A 21,424-nucleotide genomic window follows, 5' to 3' on the forward strand; every position below is an offset into this window, starting at 1 on the left:
CGAAAACAGCCACAAGGCACCGCTATATTTTACTGTCACACGTTTTGTTTATGTATAGATTTCTATCCATCATCGGCATTTTTCTAGCTATGGTCACCGCCAGTTCTGCCCAGGAGCTTTCTTCGCCCAACGGGAACCTGAAATTGCAGTTCGCGCTGCAAGCCAACGGTGAGCCCACTTACAGCCTGACCTACAAAGGCAAAACCATCATTATGCCTAGCCGTCTGGGGTTTGAGTTGAAAAACGACAAGCAGTCTTTGCTCAGTGGGTTTGAGGTGGCGGGCAGCCAGGTGAGCGCGTTTGATGAAACCTGGGAACCGGTCTGGGGCGAGGTGAAATCCATACGCAACCATTACAAGGAACTGGCCGTCACGTTAAACCAAAAGGAAAGTGACCGGCAAATGGTCATCCGGTTCCGGTTGTACAACGACGGCCTGGGCTTCCGGTATGAATTCCCCACGCAGAAGAACCTCACCTATTTCGTGATCAAAGACGAGAAAACCCAGTTCGCCATGGCCGGGGACCACACCGCTTTCTGGATTCCCGGCGATTATGATACGCAGGAATACGACTTCACCACCTCCAGGCTCTCCGAAATCAGAGGTCTCATGGCCAGGTCCATCACAGACAACGTCTCGCAGACTTCGTTTTCGCCCACCGGCGTGCAGACGTCATTAATGCTGAAATCTGCCGATGGTTTGTACATCAACCTGCACGAAGCGGCCTTGCTGGATTACCCCGCCATGCACCTCAACCTGGATGACAAGAAGCTGGTGTTTGAGTCCTGGCTCACGCCCGATGCCCGCGGTGACAAAGGGTACATGCAGGCTCCGCGGTCCACGCCCTGGCGCACCGTGTTGGTGAGTGACAAAGCCATTGATATTCTGGCGTCTAAAGTCACCTACAACCTCAATGAACCCAACAAAATCAAAGACGTATCCTGGGTCAAGCCCGTCAAATATATTGGCGTTTGGTGGGAGATGATCACGGGCAAAAGCTCCTGGGCCTATACCGATGATTTTCCCACTGTACAATTGGGCGTCACGGACTATTCCAAAGCCAAACCCAACGGCAAGCACGGCGCCACCACGGCCAACGTGAAGAAGTACATTGACTTTGCCGCCCTGCATGGCTTTGACGCGGTACTGGTGGAAGGCTGGAATGTGGGCTGGGAAGATTGGTTTGGCCACACCAAAGACTACGTGTTTGATTTCCTGACGCCCTACCCAGACTTTAACCTGCCGGAATTACGCGACTACGCCAAAGCCAAAGGCGTGAAACTGATGATGCACCATGAAACGTCTTCCTCGGTGCGCAACTATGAACGGCACCTGGACAAAGCCTACCAGTTCATGAAAGACAACGGGTATGATGCCGTGAAAAGCGGGTACGTGGGTGATATTTTGCCCCGCGGCGAAAACCATTACAGCCAATGGCTCATCAACCACTACCAATACGCCCTGGAGAAAGCCGCCGATTACAAAATCATGGTGAACGCGCACGAGGCCGTGCGGCCCACCGGCATTGCCAGAACCTACCCCAACCTCATCGGGAATGAATCTGCCCGGGGCACGGAGTACCAGTCATTTGGCGGCAGCAAACCTAACCACGTCACCATTTTGCCGTTCACGCGCCTCATTGGTGGCCCCATGGATTACACGCCCGGCATTTTTGAGATGGACCTGAGCAAGCTCAATCCCGACAACAAAAGCCACGTGAACAGCACCCTGGCCAACCAACTGGCTTTGTACGTGACCCTGTACAGTCCCCTGCAAATGGCCGCCGATTTGCCCGAAAATTACAACCGCTTTTTAGATGCGTTCCAATTCATCAAAGACGTGGCCCTGGACTGGGACGATAGCCGCTACCTGGAAGCGGAACCCGGCGAGTATGTCACTGTCGCGCGAAAAGCCAAAGGTACCGGCCAATGGTTTCTGGGCAGCGTGGGCGGCACCAATGCCCGCACCTCTACACTAAAATTTGATTTTCTGGACAAGGGCAAAACCTACATCGCCACTATTTACAGTGATGCCAAAGACGCGCACTACAAAACCAATCCGCAGGCCTACACCATTCAAAAAGTACTGGTGAGCAGCAAGTCAAAATTTTCCCAACACGTGGCCCCAGGCGGCGGTTTCGCCATCAGTTTTGAGGACGCCACCAAGACCAGTTCCAAAGGTTTGAAGAAGCTGTAAGTATTTAGCTGGCCGTTTTCGGGCTCATTTCTGAAAATGAAGCCGAAAACGGAAGTGAGGAATGAGGCAAAACGTAATAGCCTTTCTCAAGTGCGTATTCACGCAGTAGGGCCAGGCCACGACCTGGCCAAAACGGTAGCATAGGTTGGCTGTTTACCATGGAAAAATCAAAATAGCACCGTCAACAAAAGCGTGAATCAGGAATACGTGATGGACAGGTCGCGACCTGTCCGTACAAATCTACAATGCGTTTTCAGCCTCATTTCTGAAAATGAGCCCTAAAACGGAAGAGCCCGAGGCGCTAACCTCGGGCTCTTCCGTTCTTAAGAAAGCTGAAAATAACTACAGGTTTTTCAGGCCTTTCATTTCGTCTTTGCTGCCTTCTTTCACACTGATGGCCACGCCACCGCTAGACGCCAAACCTTGTTTCAAAACACTTTTAGACGTCACCAGCACTTTTCTGATGGTGTAGCTCTGCGGGTTTTTATCATAACTGGCTTGGGGGCCGTCGGCGTAAAGGGTGGCGATGTATTTTTTGCCTTTGGGCAGGAAGCTGAAATTCACGGTGGCGGTTCTGGGGTTCTCATCCGTGATGCCGCCTATGTACCATTCGTTTTTGCCTTTGGCTTTGCGGGCGGTGGTTACGTAATCGCCGGGCTCGGCTTCCAGCACATAGGTGTCATCCCAATCCAGGGCCACGTCTTTGATGAACTGGAATGCATCCGGGTATTTGGCGTAGTTCTCAGGTAAATCGGCGGCCATCTGCAGGGGGCTGTACATGGTCACGTAGTAGGCCAGCTGTTTCACCAGCGTGGTGTTTACACGGCCGTTGTGCCCGAAGCCGTTTTTGGAAAGCTCGGTCTGGAAAATGCCGGGGGTGTAGTCCATGGGGCCGCCCATCATGCGGGTGAACGGGAGAATGGTGCTGTGTTCCGGGGCCAGGCCGCCCATGGCTTCAAACTCCGTCCCGCGCGCAGATTCCTGGGCAAACCAGTTGGGATAAGTGCGGTGCAAGCCGGTAGGCCTTACGGCTTCATGGCTGTTGACCATAATTTTGTAGTCGGCGGCGCGCTTGGCCACGTGAATGTAGTGGTTCACCATCATCTGGCCGTCATGGTGCTCGCCGCGCGGAATGATGCTGCCTACGTAACCGGTTTTCACGGCGGGGTAACCGTTTTCATTCATGAATTCAAAGGCGCGGTCCAGGTGGCGCTCATAGTTTGTGGCCGCGCCCGACGTTTCATGGTGCATAATCAGCTTCACGTTTTTGGCTTTGGCATAGGCGTACAAGCCTTTCACGTTGAAATCTGGGTAAGGCGTTACAAAGTCAAATACGTCTTCTTTCCAGTTGCCAATCCAGTCTTCCCAGCCAATGTTCCAGCCTTCCACCAGCAAGCCTTCAATGCCGTGTTCAGACGCGAAGTCAATGTAGCGTTTCACATTCTCAGTGGTGGCGCCGTGCCGTCCGTTGGGCTTGAACGTGCTGAAATCATCCGTCAATTTTACGTTTGTGGCGGTGCTGTAGGCCCAGGAACTCTTGCCCACAAAGTATTCCCACCACACGCCCATGTATTTCATGGGTTTAATCCAGGAAACGTCTTTGTATTCCGTGGGTGTATTTAAATTAAGGATAGTCTTGGAGGCCAGAATATCAGTGGCTTTGTCGCTCACAATAATGGTGCGCCACGGTGACTGCGCCGGCGTCTGCATGTAGCCTTTGTTACCGATGGCGTCAGGCACCAAATGCGATTTCAACTTCAGGTTTTTAGCATCTACCTCATACTGCAGCGCAGGGTAATTGATCAGCGCCGCCTCGTGCAGGTTAATGTACAAACCATCGGCAGATTTCAGCATGGCCGGCGTCTGCACAGAAGGCGCGGCTATGGGTTGCTGCGCGGTGATCTGAATGGTGGCTTTCTTCTGCAGGCTGGGGATCTCAGAGAACTTAGAGGTGGTGTACGGGTATTCGTTGGTATCATAATCGCCGGGCATCCAGAAGATTTTGTGGTCTCCGGCCAGGTTTACCTCAGTTTGTTCTTCTTTGATGATAAAGTAGGTCAGTCCGTTCTGCGTAGGGAATTCATACCTGAAGCCCAACCCGTCATTAAACAACCGGAATCTGATTTTGATGAACCGGTCTTTCTGCGCTTTCTGGGTAAGCGTGACCACCAGCTCAGTGTAATTGTTTTTGATGGTTTTCTGCTCGCCGTACACCGGTTCCCAGGAATCATTCACCGTGGTGGTCTCAGAATTAGAAATAGTAAAACCTTCCACAAAAGACGGTCCGTTAGCTACTTCAATCCCCAGCAGACTTGGCTTGACCACCGGCTTGTTTTTGTACGTGAGCTGGTACGAAGGCCTTCCAGCGGAAGTCAATTCAAACTTTAAAATAAGATTTTTATCTGGCGACGTGATGGTCTGGGCATGGGCTCCCCCAAGTAGAAAGAGCGAAACCAGAAGAAAGATAAAGTGTTTCATAGGTATAAAAGGTAGGGAAGAGTAGAAGTGAAAAATTACGCCAGGTGTTCGTCTACATCCTGCACGCGCAAGGTAAGCAAGCCGGCAAAAATCATGGAGCAGCCGCCCAGCACCAGCACGTAAATTGATTGGCCTTCAAAGAAATTTTTGTTGATGAAATCCAGCATGGTGCCGGCCACAATCTGCGGAATCACAATGAAAAAATTGAACACGCCCATGTAATAGCCCATGCGTTTCGCCGGCAAAGAACCCGCCAGAATAGCGTAGGGCATGGTGAGAATACTGGCCCAGGCAATTCCCACGCCTACCATAGAAACTAGCAACAGGTTTGGGTCAGACACAAAGTACATGGAAATCAAGCCCAAACCGCCAATGACCAGACAAATCAAATGGGTCATTCTTCTATTGGTTTTTTTGGCGATCACCGGCAACACAAACGCGAACAAAGCCGAGATGCCGTTATAGACCGCAAAGCAGATGCCTACCCAGTCGGCGCCTTCATTGTAGAGTTTAGAGGTGGTGTCTGAGGTGCCGTACACGTGACTGGTGACGGCGGGCGTGGTGAAAATCCACATGGCAAAAAGCGCGAACCAGGTAAAGAACTGCACAAAAGCCAACTGAAACATGGTCTTCGGCATTTTGAAGATGCCCGAGAACGTTTCTGCTACGCCCTGCCAAAAGGTGGTTTCGCTATTTTCCCGCTTGAACTCGTCCAGGTCCTCGGGTGGATATTCGTTGGTTTTAAGCACTGTCCAGAGCACGGCCAGAAAGAAGACTACGCCGCCGGAATAAAAAGCCCATTTCACCGAGGGCGGAATTTCGCCGGCCGGTGCCGTGTTGGGAAGGCCAATCCAGTTGTTGAAAATCCAGGGAAGGGAAGAGGCCACCACCGCGCCCACCCCAATGAAAAACGTCTGCGTCGCGAAACCAGCCGTGCGTTGGTCAGAAGGCAACAGATCACCCACCAGCGCCCGGAACGGCTCCATGGAGATGTTGATGGACGAATCCAGAATCCAGAGCATGCCCACCGCCATCCAGAGCGCATGCGAATTGGGCATGATCACCAGCGAGATAGACGCCAGGATGGCACCCACCAGAAAAAACGGTTTTCTTCGGCCAAACCTGGGGCTCCAAGTGCGGTCACTTAAGTAACCAATCACGGGTTGCACCAACAATCCCGTAACGGGCGCGGCCAGCCAGTAAAGCGCAATTTCCGTTCCGCCCAGGGTTTCAAAAATGCGGCTCACGTTGGCGTTCTGCAGCGCAAATCCAAACTGAATACCCAAAAACCCGAAACTCATGTTCCAGATTTGCCAGAAGCTGAGGCGGGGCTTGGCTTGCGCTTGTAAAGTTGGTGCCATGGGTTGTGTCTGTTAGTGGTAGTTGGTTTTGTTTTCCGTTTTCGGGCTCCAAACTGAAAATGAAGCCAAAAACGGGTTTTATTTCTGCTGTAGTAAAAACACATGCGCGCTCATGGGGGCCAGATTGATGCCGGTTTTCACCGTAGGCTGTAGGGGCAACAAAGGCATGTCGGTGAGCAAATCCTGGAGTGTGAGCGTGCTGTTCAAAGTCAAACCTAAGGCCGCCAATGCTTCCGCTGACAAAGCCAGGGAAAAGTTGGTGGCCGTGCGGTTAAAATTCACCAGCACCAGGAGCCGCTCGGTTGAAGTATGGCGCACATAGGCATAAGTGCCGGCGGGCGCGCTTCCTGGGTTGGCCGTGAGGGCATAGAACTTCCCTTTTCTGATGGCCTCACGGGTGGTGCTCACCTGCAGCAGTTTGGCGTAGAAAGCCCGTAATTTTTGTTGGTCTTCGGTGAGTTTGCCGCCGTCAAATTGGCCGTTGTTCATCCAGGCCTGGTGCGCCGGAACGCCCCAGTAGTCAAAAATGGTGGTGCGGCCGTCTTCGCCCTGAAAACCTTCCAGCCCTCTGCCAGGTTCGCCTACTTCCTGCCCAAAATACAGCATGACGGGGCCTGAGCCTAGGGTGGCGCTCACGGTCATGGCGGGCACGGCGGCCCAGGGCGTACCTGCAAATTCTGGCGAGGCAATGCGGTGCTCATCATGGTTTTCCAAAAACCGGAGCATGTGACTGGAGATGCCGTTGCTTTCTTCGCGCCACACCTTGGTGATATCTTGGGTTTTGCCCTGGCCTTTGTTTTCCATCAAGCGGCGCAAACCATCATATAAACCCACCTTGTCATAGAGATAGTCAAAGCCGCCGGTTTTAATATAATTGCGGTATTCTTTGGGGTTGTAGATTTCAGCGATGAAGGTGATACCGGGGTGCCTGGCTTTGACTTGCGGAATCACCCAGGCCCAGAATTCCACGGGGACCATCTCGGCCATATCACACCGGAACCCGTCTACCCCTTTGCCTGCCCAAAACTGCAGAATGTCGCGCATCTTGAGCCAGGTGTCTGGAGTTGGAGTGAAGTGTTGTGTGCGGTTGTTCTGAAGGTCTACGCCGTAGTTCAGCTTCACGGTCTCAAACCAATCGTTCTCAGAGGGCGTGGCGCTGAATACGTCATTGCCGGAGACTTTGGCGGGGTTTTCTGCGAATTTGTTGTCTTCCTGAGGACCTTTGAATGCCGCGCCCAACGGATTATAACTAGCCGGGACTTGCAACGCCTGACCGGGCAGGTAATAGAAATTGTTGTTCGGTTTAAAACCAGCGGTCACGTCATCTTTATCTCCAAAATCCTGCACGCCCGCCGGTTTGGCATCTGAGTGGTAGTGGCGGGCCACGTGGTTGGGCACGAAGTCAATAAGCACCTTCAAACCGTTGCTGTGGGTGCGCGCGACCAAGGCTTCAAACTCGGCCATGCGCTGCTTTACATTCACGGCCAAATCTGGGGCCACGTCATAATAATCTTTAATGGCGTACGGCGACCCGGCGCGGCCTTTCACCACATCTGCGTCATCTACCGGAATGCCAAATGGCGTGAAGTCGGTCATGGTGGCGTGCTCCAGCACGCCGGTGTACCAGACGTGCGTCACGCCCAGTTTCTTGATTTCCTGCAGGGCTTTCTGGCTGATGTCATTGAACTTGCCCACGCCGTTTTCCTGCGCCGTGCCATAGGTTTTGTTCACGCTTTTCCTATTCCCGAACAGCCTCGTCATGACCTGGTAAATCACCAGCTTCTGGTCGGTGATTTCTTCATTGGTCGTGTTCACTTCTGCCTGTGGGGCTGGCACTGGTGCAACGGGAGCCTGGGCATTCGTCTCCTGAGACGTTTTGGCAGGAATAGAGGCAGTTTTACAACCAACTGCCAGGCAAGTCATTAACAACAAAGACAGAAACGAACGCTTGGAGTAAATCATGCAATAGTTAGTTTCAATAGAGACAGATAATGCGGTGTGTACATGAAATCCAAATTTTCCGTTTTCGGGCTCATTTCCAGAAATGAGCCCGAAAACGGAAGGTCCTTAGGCCAATTGGTGCGCAATCTCGGTTTTACGGTAGGCATCAATGGCCTGCGGTTGGTCAAAGACCTGCAAGGTCAACGGAGTGGCCGATTGGTTCTCAATCTCCACGGCTTCCTTGGTCACTTTCACCTGCAACAGTGAACCTCTGAACCTTATTTTAAAGGAATACGAAGACCAACCAGCCGGAATGAACGGATTGAAATGCAGCTGGTTTTCCCTTACCCGCATCCCCCCGAAACCCTGCACCACGGCCATCCAGGTGCCGGCCATGGAAGTGATGTGGCAGCCGTCTTCGGTGTCATTGTTGTAGTCGTCCAGGTCCAAACGGGCGGTGCGCAGGTAGAAGTCATAGGCGCGCTGCTCGTCACCTAATTTAGCGGCTAAAATAGCGTGTACGCACGGCGAAAGCGACGATTCATGCACGGTGCGCGGCTCGTAAAAATCATAGTTGCGCCGGATGGTGTCCAGGTCATAGCGGTCCTCAAACAGGTAGATGCCTTGCAGCACATCGGCCTGCTTGATAAACACGGAGCGCAGAATTCTGTCCCAGGACCACTTCTGGTTCAGGGGCCGCTCAGAGGCTGGCAATTCTTTCACCAGTGTCTGTTCTTTGTCCAGGAAACCGTCTTGCTGCAGGAAAATACCCAATTCTTCGTCCTCGGGGTAATACATGTGGTCAATCACATGCTGCCACTGCTCGGTTTCCTGCGCCACGTTCAGGTTCATCTTCGCCAGCAATTCTGCGTAACGGGACGGGGCGTTTTCCTGCACGTGTTGCAAGGCGTGAAGGGTATATTCCAGGGTCCAAGTGGCAATGGTGGAGGTGTACCAGTTGTTGTTGACGTTGTTTTCGTATTCATTGGGGCCGGTCACGCCCAGCATCACGTATTGGTTTTTGGCGGCGGACCAATTCACGCGCTGCGCCCAGAACCGGGAAATAGCTACCAAAACCTCCAGCCCAAACTCGGCTAAATAAGCGTCATCTCCGGTGTACCTAATGTAGTCATGAATGGCGTGCGCGATGGCGCCGTTGCGGTGAATTTCCTCAAAGGTGATTTCCCACTCGTTGTGGCATTCCTCGCCGTTGATGGTGACCATGGGGTAAAGCGCCGCACCGCCGGTAAAGCCCAGTTTCTCAGCATTTTCAATGGCTTTAGGCAGGTGTTTGTAGCGGTAAATTAACAGATTACGGGCTACTTGCGGGTCGGCGGTGGCCAGGTAGAAGGGCAGGCAATAGGCCTCGGTGTCCCAGTAGGTGGTGCCGCCGTATTTCTCGCCGGTGAAGCCTTTGGGGCCGATGTTGAGGCGCTCGTCTTCGCCGGTATAGGTTTGGTTAAGCTGGAAAATATTGAAACGAATGCCTTGTTGGGCAGCGGCATCGCCTTCAATCACAATGTCACTTTCTTCCCATTTGGCGGCCCAGGCGGCGGCTTGTTCCTGCAAAAGTTGCTCAAAGCCTTTTTCGGCCGCGGCCGCCACTACTTTCTGGGTGTTAGCGAGTAAGTCTGACTTGGCGTAGTTCTCTGAAGAAAGGTTGGCGGCGTATTTATAGACAACCGTTTCCTGGCCTTGGGCAGCGGTTACTTCAAACGTGGAGGCAATGTATTTGGGACGTTCAATTGGAGTAGACGTGATAGCTATTTCCTGCCCGTTTTGGGTCACCTTTATTTTCTGGCCGGTACAAACCTGGAAGGCCGTTTTCTTGGTTTCAACGGTCACGTAGCCTTCCTGGGGTGAGGCCTGCTGCTGCACTTCGTTCCAGAATTTTTCATCGTAGTTGGAGTCGGCGTTGATGATGTCGGCGTCTACGTAGGGCGTGAAAGTGAGCGTGCCGCTGAAGTTCAATGGGGTCACGCTGTATTTAATGGCGCCCACTTCGTCTTGCACAATGCTGGTGAACCGTTTGGAGACCACGCGGACCTGCTTGCCGCTGGGCAGGGTGGCGGTGCATTGGCGCTCCAGCCAGCCCTCGCGCATGTTCAGTTCCCGCCGGAAATTAGATACCTGGCAAAGATTCAAATCCAAGGTTTCGCCGTTTACCTGCACGTCAATGCCAATCCAGTTGGCGGCGTTCAAGACCTTGGCGAAGTATTCTGGGTAGCCATTTTTCCACCAGCCCACGCGGGTTTTGTCTGGGTAGTACACGCCCGCCACGTAATTGCCCTGCAGGGTTTCGCCGGTGAACGCTTCCTCAAAATTGGCGCGCTGGCCCATGCGGCCGTTGCCCAGAGAAAAAACGCTTTCTGATATCTTGTTATAGTCCGGATGAAAGCCTTCTTCTATAATGGACCATTCATCTACGGTGAGGTATTGTTTCATAAATTGGTATCAGGTGCCGGGGCACAGGTATCAAAAGTCATTCAAGTATTGCGTTCCGTTTTTGGCCTCCATTCTGGAAATGAGCGCCAAAACAGCCTAATTCTTCCGCTCCAAACTGCGCAGCCTTTCCACCGACAATTCAGATAAGTCTTTGACCACAAGGTCTGCCTGGTGCAGAACGTGAGGCTCGCCCACGCCCACGCACAGCATGCCGGCGTTTTTGGCGGCTTCCACGCCGGCCACGGCATCTTCAAACACCACGCAGGCAGTGTGGGTAACGCCCAGAGCCTGAGCGCCTTTCAAAAATACTTCTGGGTTGGGTTTGCCTTTCTCCACGTGGCGGCCGTCAATGATAGCGTCAAAATAGGGGAGCAGGGCGGTGCGTTCCAGGATCAGTTGGGCGTTTTTGCTGGCAGAGCCCAGCGCTATTTTCAGGCCTTCGGCTTTAAGTTCTTTCAGGAAATTGACTACACCGGGTAGAATCTCGGAGGGCGTCATTTTGGCCACATCCAGCAGGTATTCGGTGTTTTTTTGCTCACACAAGGCCAGCATCTGTTCCTGAGGCATGGTTTGTCCGCCAATTTCCAGAATGATTTCCAGGGACCGGCGCCGGCTCACGCCTTTCAGCCGCTCATTATGCTGCTCGGTAAAGTCAATACCCAGGCTTTCAGCGGTTTGTCGCCAGGCTTTGTAATGGTACACGGCGGTGTCCACCAAAACGCCATCTAAATCAAAAAGGCAAGCGGTGATGTGGTTCATAGTTTCATGTTAGTCCGACCCTTTTTTCATGGGGTGGCATATTGGTGGCAGGGCGTTTTCGGCTTCATTTCTGAAAATGAGCCCGAAAACGGAATTTTTAGTTTATAGCACAGGCATTGAATTTCCGTTGCGCCCTACTATATAAAGGTGTGCCCTTCAGGAAATCGTTTTCAAGCACAGCGCTTCAAGTACTACTCTTTTTTAACGGTCCTTACCTTTTGCTCAGCGTATTCTGTGGTTTGGGTTAAATAAAAGGTATAAAACTGAATCAATAGAATCAATAACTTAACAGTCAAGCTCTTACTGGTGAACCAAATTTTTAATGATGCTCTGTTTTGAGAGGGCGCCAACCCTGTCCATCAAGTGAAATACCCAGTTGGTACTCCATTTTTATTAGTAATATTGTAAAAACACATGCTAAAATAAGGATAAAATTGATTACGAAATCGATTTCCCTAAATTTATAATGTGATTTTTAAAAATATCTGGTGCTTATGAGAGTCCTTGTCCTTCTATTGTGGATGTTCTTGCCTATTGCTGGGTTTAGCCAAGTCACGGTAGAAGTGGCGCGGGTGCCCGAGAAAACGCCTGTCAATGCGGTATTATATCTGGCAGGTTCCATGAATAACTGGCACCCCAAAAACGAGGCCCATCAATTCAAGAAGGCCGCGAACGGCAAGTATTATCTAACCCTGCCCAACTTGCCCACCGCTGCCGAGTTTAAAATCACCAGAGGCAGCTGGGAAACGGGGGAAGTGCTGGAAGATGGCGCCAATCGGCCAAACCGGAAACTTAATGCGGCAGTAAGTGTAGACACGATCAGGTTGGAAGTGGAGAGCTGGCAGGATTTTCATCAGGTCCCCGCCAAAAAGCACACGGCCACTGCTCAGGTGATTGTCATGGATTCTGCGTTTTACATGCCCCAACTCAAACGGTCGCGCCGGGTATGGTTGTATCTGCCGCCTTCGTATGCAACTTCCAACAAAAAGTACCCCGTGCTGTACATGCATGACGGCCAGAATCTGTTTGATGCTTATTACAGTTTCAGCGGCGAATGGGGCATTGACGAAACCCTGGATTCATTGTACAAAGCCACGGGCCACGAAGTGATTGTGGTGGGCATTGACAACGGCGGCTCGGAGCGCATGAATGAATACACACCCTGGAAAAACGAAAAATACGGTGGCGGTCTGGGAGAGGCCTACATTGATTTCCTGGCCCAAACGTTGAAACCTTACATAGACGCTAACTATAGAACCAAGAAAGGGAGAAAAGACACGGCTATTGCCGGCAGTTCCATGGGCGGGTTGATTTCTCTTTATGCCATTTTAAAACACCCCAACGTGTTTGGGAACGCAGGTGTGTTGTCGCCGGCTTTTTGGGTGTCGCCGGAGCTCTATTCTTTTGCGGAGCAGGCTGCGCTTGGTAAGAAAGCCAGGATTTTCTTGATGGCTGGCGCCATGGAAGGACCGCAGATGGTATCTGACATAACGCGTATGCACGCATTGCTTTTGAAGAAAGAAGTGAAACCCACCCAAATATCTTACGAGCTGCACGCAGACGGCACTCACACAGAAGCTTATTGGAAGCGTGAGTTCCCTGCCGTAGTCAACTGGCTTTTTGGCTGGAAGAAACAATAGCTTGTTTATGGCGGACTAACAGCCATTATTTAGAGTGGTGGCGTGTAGTTTTTAACAATCAAAATAAGTGACGAAATCAGCCATAAAAACAAAGTGAGAAACCGCTATTTCTAGTCTGGCGCAAATTCCAGAATGTCTCCGGGTTGGCAGTCTAACGTTTTGCAGATGGCTTCCAGGGTGCTGAACCTGATGGCCTTGGCTTTTCCGGTTTTTAAGATGGAGAGATTGGACAGCGTGAGGCCTACTTTCTCAGAAAGTTCGTTCAGAGACATCTTGCGTTTGGCCATCATCACGTCCAGGTTTACGACTATGGGCATGGGCTAAACGGTCAGTTCGCTTTCGGTTTGCAACTCGGTTCCTTTCTTGAATACCTGGGCAATGACAAAGATGATGGCGGCCAGAAACAAAAACTCTGAGCTTTCCCATTCAAGCGGCAGGCTTAATCCTTTTTTCATAAGCCAGCGGCCGTAGCTGTTAGAGATAATCCCCAAAATGCCTGCGCCCAGGGCCACATGGCTAATGGTCATGATCAGCTGCGCCACATGGTAGTTGAACGGTTTTTCATAACTGAACACTTTGAAAATCTTGATGACCAGATAGGCCAGATACGCTTTCACCGCGCCCATGACAATGACCAAAGACATCATGGAAATGTAATAAGACTTATTGAAGGCAAGCAGCTCAGACAGGTCTAACTGTTCATACAAGTCCTTCGCCCCGGCGGGGTTCACAAACAGGCTCACAAAAGAAGAGAAAATCAACGCGCCGGTTTTAATGCACAGGCCAATGAAGATAATCCAGAACAGGACATGCACCAGCGTAAGAATGGTTTTGGAGTTGGTTTCCATGACAGTTGTTTTAATAATGGTTCTGCAAACATCAATAATTAATTATTGAAAAACAATAAAAATTTACCAATTGTTAATTCAAATCTAGTTTTTATTCCCCAGCCGCCTTTCTCAAAGCAACAGGTTAAAAAGTGATTCTGTTTTTTTGCTCCGTTTGGAATCTGGAGCCCAAAAACAGAAAAGCCACCGGTGAACCCAGTGGCTTTTCTGCTGATGCGGTTTTTATGCAATGCTTATCTGCGCTCCAGTTCTTTCCAGGCCAGGGCGGCGGCGCCCATCACGGCGGTGTTGTGCAATCCTAAACCAGATGGCAAGACTTTCACTTTCCCTTTGAAGATAGGCAACAGGTTTTTCTCTAAATGATAGCGTACCGGGTCAAACAAAAATTCCTCGGCGCGTACCAAACCACCAAATAAAAAGATTGCCTCTGGGCTCAGGTGCGCCACGGTGTCGGCCAATTTCATGCCCAGCACTTTGCCGGTGTACTCAAAGCAGTCAATGGCAATTTTGTCGCCGCGTTTGGCGGCCTGGGTGATCATTTCAGCGGTGAGGTCATTGAAACTTACACCGCGCAATTCGCTGTAATCTGTATAATCGGCTAGAAACTTGTACACGGTACGCTTAATACCCGTGGCCGACACGTAGGTTTCCAGGCAGCCGCGTCTTCCGCAGCCGCACACGCGGCCAGAGCCTTTCACGTTCACCAGGGTATGGCCCAGCTCGCCGGCGTTGCCGTCATGGCCATACACCAGGTTGCCGTTCACCACAATGCCGCTCCCCAAACCCGTGCCCAGGGTCACCACCACAAAGTTGGTCATGTTTTTGGCGCCGCCGTAAATCATTTCGCCAATGGCGGCGGCGTTGGCATCATTGGTCAAAAAGACCGGAACTTTGAAGTAGGCCTGCAGCAAATCTGCGATGGCCACAGAGCCGTGCCATTTCAGGTTGGGGGCGTTCTCAATGGTGCCGGTGTAGAAGTTGCCGTTGGGGGCGCCCACGCCCACGCCAATCAGGCGGGCCTCGTCCTCAATTTTACGGAACTTGGCACTGACTTCCTGGTGCAGAAAACGCAGGAAATCATGCACGGTGTCGCCTTCAGTGGTGGAAAGTTCACCGTGGGCCAGGCTGATGCCGTCACGGTCCAGGAAGCCGAACTTGGTGTTCGTGCCCCCAATGTCAATGCCTAAAATTACGTCCTTCATGTGTGTTTGTGAGATTGGTGCGGCAAGCCGAAAGGAATAAGCTTCCCATCAGCTCTGGAAATGGATATTTGAAGTGGAAACTTAAGAAGAATGCGCCATTCTGCCAAATGTCAGAGGCAAAGGAGGCAGATTCTCTAAAGGAGTCGGCGCGTTTCCGTTTTCGGGCCCTGGATTTAAAATGAAAGCAAAAACAGGTGGCTTTACTATGATGGTCGGCCTGAAAACCCTGGCTTGATTTATATTGGCTCTTTAATTTCGAGGCATTGCAGGCTTCTGCAGAAATTATTAAGGAAAGCCTATATTTATGCGGTTTCTACTGGCAAAAACCGATTAATTTTGGTATTTTTGTATGTTAATAACCCACCGAGAAACTCAATGAGTGACACTGAACAAAATAACATGAACGCCTATTCCGCAGACAGTATCCAGGTGCTTGAAGGCTTGGAGGCAGTTCGGAAACGGCCCGCCATGTACATCGGCGATATTGGCGTGAAAGGTCTCCATCACCTGGTGTGGGAGGTGGTTGACAACTCCATTGATGAGGCCCTGGCCGGCCACTGTGACGAAATCAACGTCACCATCCATCCTGACAATTCTGTCTCTGTCTCAGACAATGGCCGCGGTATTCCGGTAGATTTCCACCAGAAAGAAGGCCGCTCGGCCCTGGAAGTGGTCATGACCGTGCTGCACGCCGGCGGTAAGTTTGACAAAGACTCCTATAAAGTATCTGGCGGTTTGCACGGCGTGGGGGTTTCCTGCGTGAACGCGCTTTCCACGGACCTGCACGTGACTGTTCATAAAAACGGCAAAATCTACGAACAGCACTACAACATTGGCGCCCCCCAATATCCAGTGCGCGAGATTGGCACTACGGATAGAACTGGTACCATCGTGCATTTTCAGCCAGACGCCAGCATCTTCACCACCACCGAGTACAAGTATGAAACGGTGGCCAGCCGCCTGCGCGAACTCTCTTTCCTGAACAAAGGCATTAGAATCAACCTGACGGATGAGCGCGAGGAAACCACTCCCGGCGAATTCCTTTCTGATTCTTTCTATTCTGAAGGCGGTCTGCAGGAATTTGTGGCCTACCTGGAAGAAACCCGCGTGAACCTGATTCCTGTTCCCATTTACGTGGAAAGCGAAAAAGGCGGGATTCCGGTAGAGATTGCCTTGAATTACAACACTTCGTACACAGAGAACATTTTCTCTTACGTCAACAACATCAACACCCATGAAGGCGGTACCCACGTGGCCGGTTTCAGACGTGCCTTGACTCGTACCTTGAAAAGCTACGCCGAGAAATCTGGCATGCTGGAGAAAGCCAAGGTGGAGATTCAGGGCGATGACTTCCGGGAAGGCTTGACCGCCGTGATTTCTGTGAAAGTGCAGGAACCGCAGTTTGAAGGCCAGACCAAAACCAAGCTGGGCAACTCAGACGTGATGGGCGCCGTGGACACGGTGGTGGGAGAGATCCTGAACCAGTTCCTGGAAGAAAACCCGAAAGAGGCGCGCATCATCATCCAGAAAGTGATTCTGGCGGCGCAGGCCCGTTTGGCAGCCCGCAAGGCCCGTGAAATGGTGCAGCGCAAGAACGTGATGGGCGGCTCGGGCTTGCCTGGTAAACTAGCCGACTGCTCTGACTCTGACCCCGCCGTTTGCGAACTGTACCTGGTGGAGGGTGACTCCGCGGGTGGTTCTGCCAAGCAGGGCCGCGACCGTAAGTTTCAGGCTATTCTGCCGCTCAGAGGTAAAATCCTGAACGTGGAGAAAGCCCAGGAGCACCGCATCTACGAGAACGAAGAGATCAAGAACATGATCACCGCGCTGGGTGTTTCTTTCGGGACACCTGAAGACGACAAGGCTTTGAACATGGTCAAACTGCGTTACCACAAAGTCATCATCATGACAGATGCGGACGTGGACGGTTCTCACATCAGAACCTTGATTTTGACCTTCTTCTTCCGGTACATGCGGGATTTGATTGACTCGGGCTATGTATACATTGCACTTCCTCCTTTATACTTAGTGAAAAAAGGCAAAGAAGAGCGCTACTGCTGGACCGAGCAAGACCGCATTGACGCCATTGCTGAACTAGGCAAAGGAAAAGATGACAGCGTGGGCGTGCAGCGTTACAAAGGTCTGGGGGAGATGAACCCAGAGCAGTTGTGGGAAACCACCATGCGCCCAGATACCCGCAGCTTGAAGCGCGTTTCTGTGGAATCTGCCGCCGAGGCTGACCATTTGTTCTCTATGTTAATGGGCGATGAAGTGGCCCCGCGTAGAGATTTTATTGAACGCAACGCGAAATATGCCAAAGTAGACGTTTAAGAAGTAATAGAGTTAAAGGAGCAGGCTGGAAACAGAGCGGTAGAATTCCTACACTCTGTTTTCAGCCTGTTTTTCGTAAATGAAGCCAAAACTGGAATTTTAGTGCTTTTCGGTTTTCTGTTGCGCCTTGGTTTAAAAAGCTATTATCTTAGCAAGCCTAGGTCCAGACCTTCAGGAGCACCCCGTTTCTTTACTAATAGACTATGAATGCAATAAAGGCGAGTGAGCAGGTAAGGAGAAGTAATTACATCAGTCGGGATTTGAGTTGGCTGCGGTTCAATTACCGCGTGCTGGACTTGGTGCGCAACCCAGACACTTCCCTGTTTCAGCGCCTTAAGTTTTTGGCCATTACCGCCTCCAACCTAGATGAGTTCTTCATGATCAGGGTGGGGAGCTTGTACAATTACATAGACTACGGCAAAGAGCGCATTGACTACAGCGGCCTTCGGGAGATTCCCTTCCGGAAGAAACTCATGGATTTTGCCCACCGCTTTGTAGCTGACCAATACCAGGCCTTTGAAGACCTGAAAAAAGAATTTGACGGCAACGGTTTCAACATCTGCCGCATGAAAGACCTCACTGAGGGCGAGCAGCAGAAAGCCAATTCGTACTTCAAGAACACCATTTACCCGCTGCTTACGCCCATGGTGTATGACAGCTACCATGGGTTTCCGCTCATGATGAACCAGCTGCTCATCTTTGGCGTGGTGACCAAAACCTCTGAAGACGTAAAGCAGCAAAGCCGCATCACGTTTGTGCAGGTGCCAAGCAACCTTACCCGTTTTCTAGAGATTCAGCGCAAGAACAAAGTTGTTTTTGTGCCACTGGAGGAAATTATCAGGAGCAACATGGACAAACTCTTCCGCAATGTGGAGATTGAGTCGGTGAACCTGTTCCGGATTACGCGCAACGGTGATTTCACGCTGGAGGAAAGTGATGACATGGATCAGGACTTTGTGCAGGAGGTCAAGCTCAAGCTCAAAACCCGCAAGAAAGGCCGCGTGGTGCGGGTGGAGATTGAACGGGCGCCCTCTAATTACATGATGAAGGTGCTCAAAGAGCGCTGGACCATTGACAACGCCAACCTGTTCCAGATGGAGCACCTGCTGGACCTTCGGGCCTTGTGGCAAATCATTCGGCATCCGCAGTTCTCATCTAAAATCAAAAAGTCCCCGGCCCCGGTCACGCCCGCCAGTTTACCCGAAAGCGCCTCAGAGAATCTGTTTGAGTACCTCAAAGAGCATGACGTGCTGCTGCACCACCCGTACAACAGCATTGACCCCGTGGTGAATTTGTTGGAGAAGGCCGCCGAAGACCCGTATGTGCTGGGCATCAAGCAGACCATTTACCGGTTAGCAGATAATTCCCGCGTGACCGCCGCGCTTTTGAAAGCTGCCGAAAACGGCAAGCACGTGAGCGCCCTTTTTGAGGTGAAAGCCCGCTTTGACGAGGAACGCAACATCAAAGAAGGTGAGCGCCTGGAGAAAGCAGGCTGTTTTGTGATCTACGGCATAAGTAAGTACAAGACGCACACCAAAATGCTCATGATCATTAGAAAGGAAGGTGAGAAAGTGACGCGCTACGTGCATTTGGGCAGCGGGAACTACAATGAGCAGACCAGCCGCCAGTACACCGACATCAGCCTGCTTACCACCGATGACGTGTATGGGCACGACGTGTCTGAGTTCTTCAACGTGATCACCGGCCATTCCTACCCTGAGAACTATGAATACCTGATCACCGCGCCCAAAGACATGCGGCAGCAGCTCATTGAACTCATTAGAACAGAAACCAAAAACGCTGAAAATGGCCTGCCTGCCGGCATTGTCATCAAGATTAACTCCCTGGAAGACAAGGAAGTTATTGACGAATTCTACCAGGCCTCCCAGGCGGGCGTGAAGATAAAACTAATTGTGCGCGGCATCTGCTGTCTGCGGCCGGGCCGCGAGGGGCTGAGTGAAAATGTACAGGTCAGTTCCATTGTGGGCGAATACCTGGAACATGCGCGCCTGTTCTACTTCCACAACAATGGCAACCCCACGGTGCTGGGCGGCTCCGCTGATTTCATGGTGCGCAGCTTTGAGCGCCGTATTGAGGCCCTGTTCCACATTGTGAACGAAGACCTGAAAAAGCAGGCTATCAACATTCTGCGTTACAACCTCATGGACAACCAGAACGCCTACATTATGCGTGAAGACGGCACCTACCTCAAACGCCAACCGGAGGAGAACGAAAAGCCCTTCAACGTGCACCAAGAATTCTACAAAGTGGACTTGGGCAAAGCAGAAGACGCCAGCTTGTTTTAAGTGGTAAAAATATGTTAAACAGAAAAGCCTGGCTAGAATTGCTGGGCTTTTCTGTTTTGGGGCTCATTTCTGGAAATGAGCCCTAAAACGGGTATAGAAAAGAATAACTTTAAGGCTCTATAGTAGATTCGCCAGGGCAGTTACGGTTATTGGTATAAAACGACAATAAAGCGTATGTTTAAGTGTAATTATAGTGCCAATAAGTGCAGGTGGTTAAGTTTATACTCTAGTTAGCGGCAAGCAAAAAAAAGAAAAAGTGATTTTAAGGGTTAAAAGATAATGGAAGATTTATTTGGGGTTCTTTTCGTAGTATTTGTTATTTTTTTAATTATTGGCCTTATTTCACCGAATAAAGGACTTTTTTGGTTAAAAAAGAATAGAAGCAGAAAAGCTGTTTTAAAGTTTTATGGGCTTGGAGCTATAATAGCATTTTTCGGATTTGGCATATTCAGTCCGAATCCTAATAAGGATGAAGAAATAAGTATAGAGAACGTGACTGAAAATGCAGCTAAAGTTCAAGACAGCGAGGAGATAACAGACACAGATACTGAGTATAATAATACTGTTAAAGAGGATTTAAATATATCGTATGAAGTATTGCGGCAATGGAATCCTAACAACGACAACGATGCGATTGGATTGGATATTCTGATTGATAAAAAAGACGCGACAAAAGAAAATATTTTAATATTAATAAATCAGATTGCTGGCAATAATGTAGACAAGGCAAATATACTAATATTCACTACTAAGAACGCATGGAAAGAAGGTCAAAGAGGTTCTAATTTCACTAATGATTATAAAAAAAGCTATATCGCGTTTTATGTTAAAAACAATACAGGGGACGGAGCATATAGTGGATTTAATGAAATTAGATGGATGCAAGAAATTGGTGCATTGTCTAATTTGTATGGCTCTGTTACAAAACTATAAAATGCCAGCCGCTAACATTGTATAAACATCATGCTACGGCCGACGGCCTAGCACGTTGTTTATACGAGACCGTTATGTGCAACTTAAGACCACCTGATAATTATAGCCTTTCTAGTTTGGCGAAACCTACTGTCTTTCTGTAATTATCTGGAGAAACACCTACTTTTTTCGTAAAAAATCGACTAAAATAAAATTCATCATAATAACCAAGTCCAGCTGCAATCTGTTTCAAAGGTTTTGATGTTAAATATAGCTCTCGTTTAGCCGCTATAACAATTCTATTAGAAATTAAATCGCTAGGTGTTTGCTGTAAATATTTTTTTACAATCCCTGCCAATGTTTTTGTACTAACACACAAAACATCTGCATAATCTTTCGGAGAATGTAATTCACAATAATTTTTCTCAATAGAATCTACTAAATTTTGTAGGATTTCTGATTGACCATCAGAAAATTTTGGAACTATCTCTTTATCGAATTGTTTTTTCTGTCTCACTGCTTCTATTAAAAATACCTTTAAAAAAGCCACAAGAACTTCATGTTGAGCAATAGAATCTCTATCCATCTCTTTAGAAATTTGGTCTATGAGATTAAAAAACAGCCCTTCTTCAGAAATTTGAAAATGTGGTAATCCATGAAAGTTGTTAAAAAGAACGCCTTCTGTTTCAATTTCATTTTGATGACGATATGTACAAAAAAAGTCAGGGTGAAAATTTAATAACCAGCCTTGACACCGTTCTTCAGAAGAAATCATAAATGGTTGATAAGGCGACAAGCAAATCATTTGATAACCTTGCAGTTCATAATTAGAAAGGTCTACACTTAACTTATAGTTGCTTGCGTTAAGTAAAATAATAGAATAATAATTTTTTCTTTGTAAATGATCAAATTGATTAAGATTTTCAAACCTTTCTAGTCTAAAGGCTAATTCACCATTTTGTTTATCTATAATAATTTGAGCCATAAGAATATATTTCTTTATTTA

At 49.8% G+C, this 21,424-nt stretch carries 14 protein-coding genes; 5 read left to right on the forward strand and 9 right to left on the reverse strand.

Annotated features, from left to right (window positions below; genetic code table 11):
- Positions 1–50 precede the first annotated feature (50 nt).
- Positions 51–2,195, forward strand: coding sequence for a glycoside hydrolase family 97 protein (locus IMY23_RS02635; RefSeq protein ID WP_192820605.1), 2,145 nt, complete (start codon positions 51–53; stop codon positions 2,193–2,195).
- Positions 2,196–2,537: 342 nt separating this feature from the next.
- On the opposite strand, the gene IMY23_RS02640 is transcribed toward IMY23_RS02635, so the two are convergent.
- The 5 genes from IMY23_RS02640 to pgmB form a co-directional block, all read right to left on the reverse strand.
- Positions 2,538–4,673, reverse strand: a complete 2,136-nt coding sequence (locus IMY23_RS02640) for a glycoside hydrolase family 97 protein (RefSeq protein WP_192820606.1) — start codon at positions 4,671–4,673, stop codon at positions 2,538–2,540.
- A gap of 35 nt (positions 4,674–4,708) precedes the next feature.
- Positions 4,709–6,034 carry an MFS transporter gene (locus tag IMY23_RS02645; protein WP_225986389.1) on the reverse strand — a complete coding sequence of 442 codons (1,326 nt, stop codon included), beginning with the start codon at positions 6,032–6,034 and terminating at the stop codon, positions 4,709–4,711.
- A 78-nt stretch (positions 6,035–6,112) separates the two neighbouring features.
- A complete protein-coding gene (locus IMY23_RS02650; RefSeq protein ID WP_225986568.1) occupies positions 6,113–7,795 on the reverse strand; it encodes an alpha-amylase family protein in 1,683 nt (560 codons plus the stop codon).
- Positions 7,796–8,101: 306 nt separating this feature from the next.
- Positions 8,102–10,420, reverse strand: coding sequence for a glycoside hydrolase family 65 protein (locus IMY23_RS02655; protein ID WP_192820607.1), 2,319 nt, complete (start codon positions 10,418–10,420; stop codon positions 8,102–8,104).
- A 96-nt stretch (positions 10,421–10,516) separates the two neighbouring features.
- The gene (pgmB, locus tag IMY23_RS02660; RefSeq protein WP_192820608.1) at positions 10,517–11,179 is read right to left on the reverse strand and encodes a beta-phosphoglucomutase; all 663 of its coding nucleotides are present in this window, start codon (positions 11,177–11,179) and stop codon (positions 10,517–10,519) included.
- A 494-nt stretch (positions 11,180–11,673) separates the two neighbouring features.
- Here pgmB and IMY23_RS02665 point away from each other — a divergent pair, with 494 nt between their 5' ends.
- Positions 11,674–12,819, forward strand: coding sequence for an alpha/beta hydrolase (locus tag IMY23_RS02665; protein WP_192820609.1), 1,146 nt, complete (start codon positions 11,674–11,676; stop codon positions 12,817–12,819).
- A gap of 110 nt (positions 12,820–12,929) precedes the next feature.
- Here the strand turns inward: IMY23_RS02665 and IMY23_RS02670 are convergent, their stop codons facing one another.
- From IMY23_RS02670 to IMY23_RS02680, 3 genes are all read right to left on the reverse strand, one after another.
- Positions 12,930–13,136, reverse strand: coding sequence for a helix-turn-helix transcriptional regulator (locus tag IMY23_RS02670; protein ID WP_192820610.1), 207 nt, complete (start codon positions 13,134–13,136; stop codon positions 12,930–12,932).
- Positions 13,137–13,139: 3 nt separating this feature from the next.
- Positions 13,140–13,667, reverse strand: a complete 528-nt coding sequence (locus tag IMY23_RS02675) for a DUF2975 domain-containing protein (protein WP_192820611.1) — start codon at positions 13,665–13,667, stop codon at positions 13,140–13,142.
- Between the two features lie 233 nt (positions 13,668–13,900).
- Positions 13,901–14,869, reverse strand: a complete 969-nt coding sequence (locus tag IMY23_RS02680) for an ROK family protein (protein WP_192820612.1) — start codon at positions 14,867–14,869, stop codon at positions 13,901–13,903.
- Between the two features lie 375 nt (positions 14,870–15,244).
- Here IMY23_RS02680 and gyrB point away from each other — a divergent pair, with 375 nt between their 5' ends.
- From gyrB to IMY23_RS02695, 3 genes are all read left to right on the forward strand, one after another.
- Positions 15,245–17,200, forward strand: coding sequence for a DNA topoisomerase (ATP-hydrolyzing) subunit B (gene gyrB / locus IMY23_RS02685; protein ID WP_192820613.1), 1,956 nt, complete (start codon positions 15,245–15,247; stop codon positions 17,198–17,200).
- 203 nt (positions 17,201–17,403) lie between these two features.
- The gene (gene ppk1, locus IMY23_RS02690; RefSeq protein ID WP_192820614.1) at positions 17,404–19,506 is read left to right on the forward strand and encodes a polyphosphate kinase 1; all 2,103 of its coding nucleotides are present in this window, start codon (positions 17,404–17,406) and stop codon (positions 19,504–19,506) included.
- A gap of 279 nt (positions 19,507–19,785) precedes the next feature.
- Positions 19,786–20,439, forward strand: coding sequence for a hypothetical protein (locus tag IMY23_RS02695; RefSeq protein ID WP_192820615.1), 654 nt, complete (start codon positions 19,786–19,788; stop codon positions 20,437–20,439).
- Positions 20,440–20,539: 100 nt separating this feature from the next.
- On the opposite strand, the gene IMY23_RS02700 is transcribed toward IMY23_RS02695, so the two are convergent.
- Positions 20,540–21,403: a helix-turn-helix domain-containing protein gene (locus tag IMY23_RS02700; RefSeq protein WP_192820616.1), complete on the reverse strand. Its 864-nt coding sequence runs from the start codon at positions 21,401–21,403 to the stop codon at positions 20,540–20,542.
- Positions 21,404–21,424: the final 21 nt, after the last annotated feature.

This window comes from Rufibacter sp. LB8 (genome assembly GCF_014876185.1).
In the GTDB taxonomy this organism is placed as follows: Bacteria; Bacteroidota; Bacteroidia; order Cytophagales; family Hymenobacteraceae; genus Nibribacter.

What these genes read in the sequence shown, in the direction of transcription:
- IMY23_RS02650 (WP_225986568.1), bottom strand. Translation starts at nt 7,795, where the DNA reads ATGACGAGGCTGTTCGGGAATAGGAAAAGCGTGAACAAAACCTATGGC.
- IMY23_RS02700 (WP_192820616.1), bottom strand. Translation starts at nt 21,403, where the DNA reads ATGGCTCAAATTATTATAGATAAACAAAATGGTGAATTAGCCTTTAGA.
- ppk1 (WP_192820614.1), top strand. Translation starts at nt 17,404, where the DNA reads ATGAATGCAATAAAGGCGAGTGAGCAGGTAAGGAGAAGTAATTACATC.
- IMY23_RS02640 (WP_192820606.1), bottom strand. Translation starts at nt 4,673, where the DNA reads ATGAAACACTTTATCTTTCTTCTGGTTTCGCTCTTTCTACTTGGGGGA.
- IMY23_RS02665 (WP_192820609.1), top strand. Translation starts at nt 11,674, where the DNA reads ATGAGAGTCCTTGTCCTTCTATTGTGGATGTTCTTGCCTATTGCTGGG.
- IMY23_RS02695 (WP_192820615.1), top strand. Translation starts at nt 19,786, where the DNA reads ATGGAAGATTTATTTGGGGTTCTTTTCGTAGTATTTGTTATTTTTTTA.
- IMY23_RS02645 (WP_225986389.1), bottom strand. Translation starts at nt 6,034, where the DNA reads ATGGCACCAACTTTACAAGCGCAAGCCAAGCCCCGCCTCAGCTTCTGG.
- IMY23_RS02635 (WP_192820605.1), top strand. Translation starts at nt 51, where the DNA reads ATGTATAGATTTCTATCCATCATCGGCATTTTTCTAGCTATGGTCACC.
- pgmB (WP_192820608.1), bottom strand. Translation starts at nt 11,179, where the DNA reads ATGAACCACATCACCGCTTGCCTTTTTGATTTAGATGGCGTTTTGGTG.
- IMY23_RS02655 (WP_192820607.1), bottom strand. Translation starts at nt 10,420, where the DNA reads ATGAAACAATACCTCACCGTAGATGAATGGTCCATTATAGAAGAAGGC.
- IMY23_RS02670 (WP_192820610.1), bottom strand. Translation starts at nt 13,136, where the DNA reads ATGCCCATAGTCGTAAACCTGGACGTGATGATGGCCAAACGCAAGATG.
- IMY23_RS02680 (WP_192820612.1), bottom strand. Translation starts at nt 14,869, where the DNA reads ATGAAGGACGTAATTTTAGGCATTGACATTGGGGGCACGAACACCAAG.
- IMY23_RS02675 (WP_192820611.1), bottom strand. Translation starts at nt 13,667, where the DNA reads ATGGAAACCAACTCCAAAACCATTCTTACGCTGGTGCATGTCCTGTTC.
- gyrB (WP_192820613.1), top strand. Translation starts at nt 15,245, where the DNA reads ATGAGTGACACTGAACAAAATAACATGAACGCCTATTCCGCAGACAGT.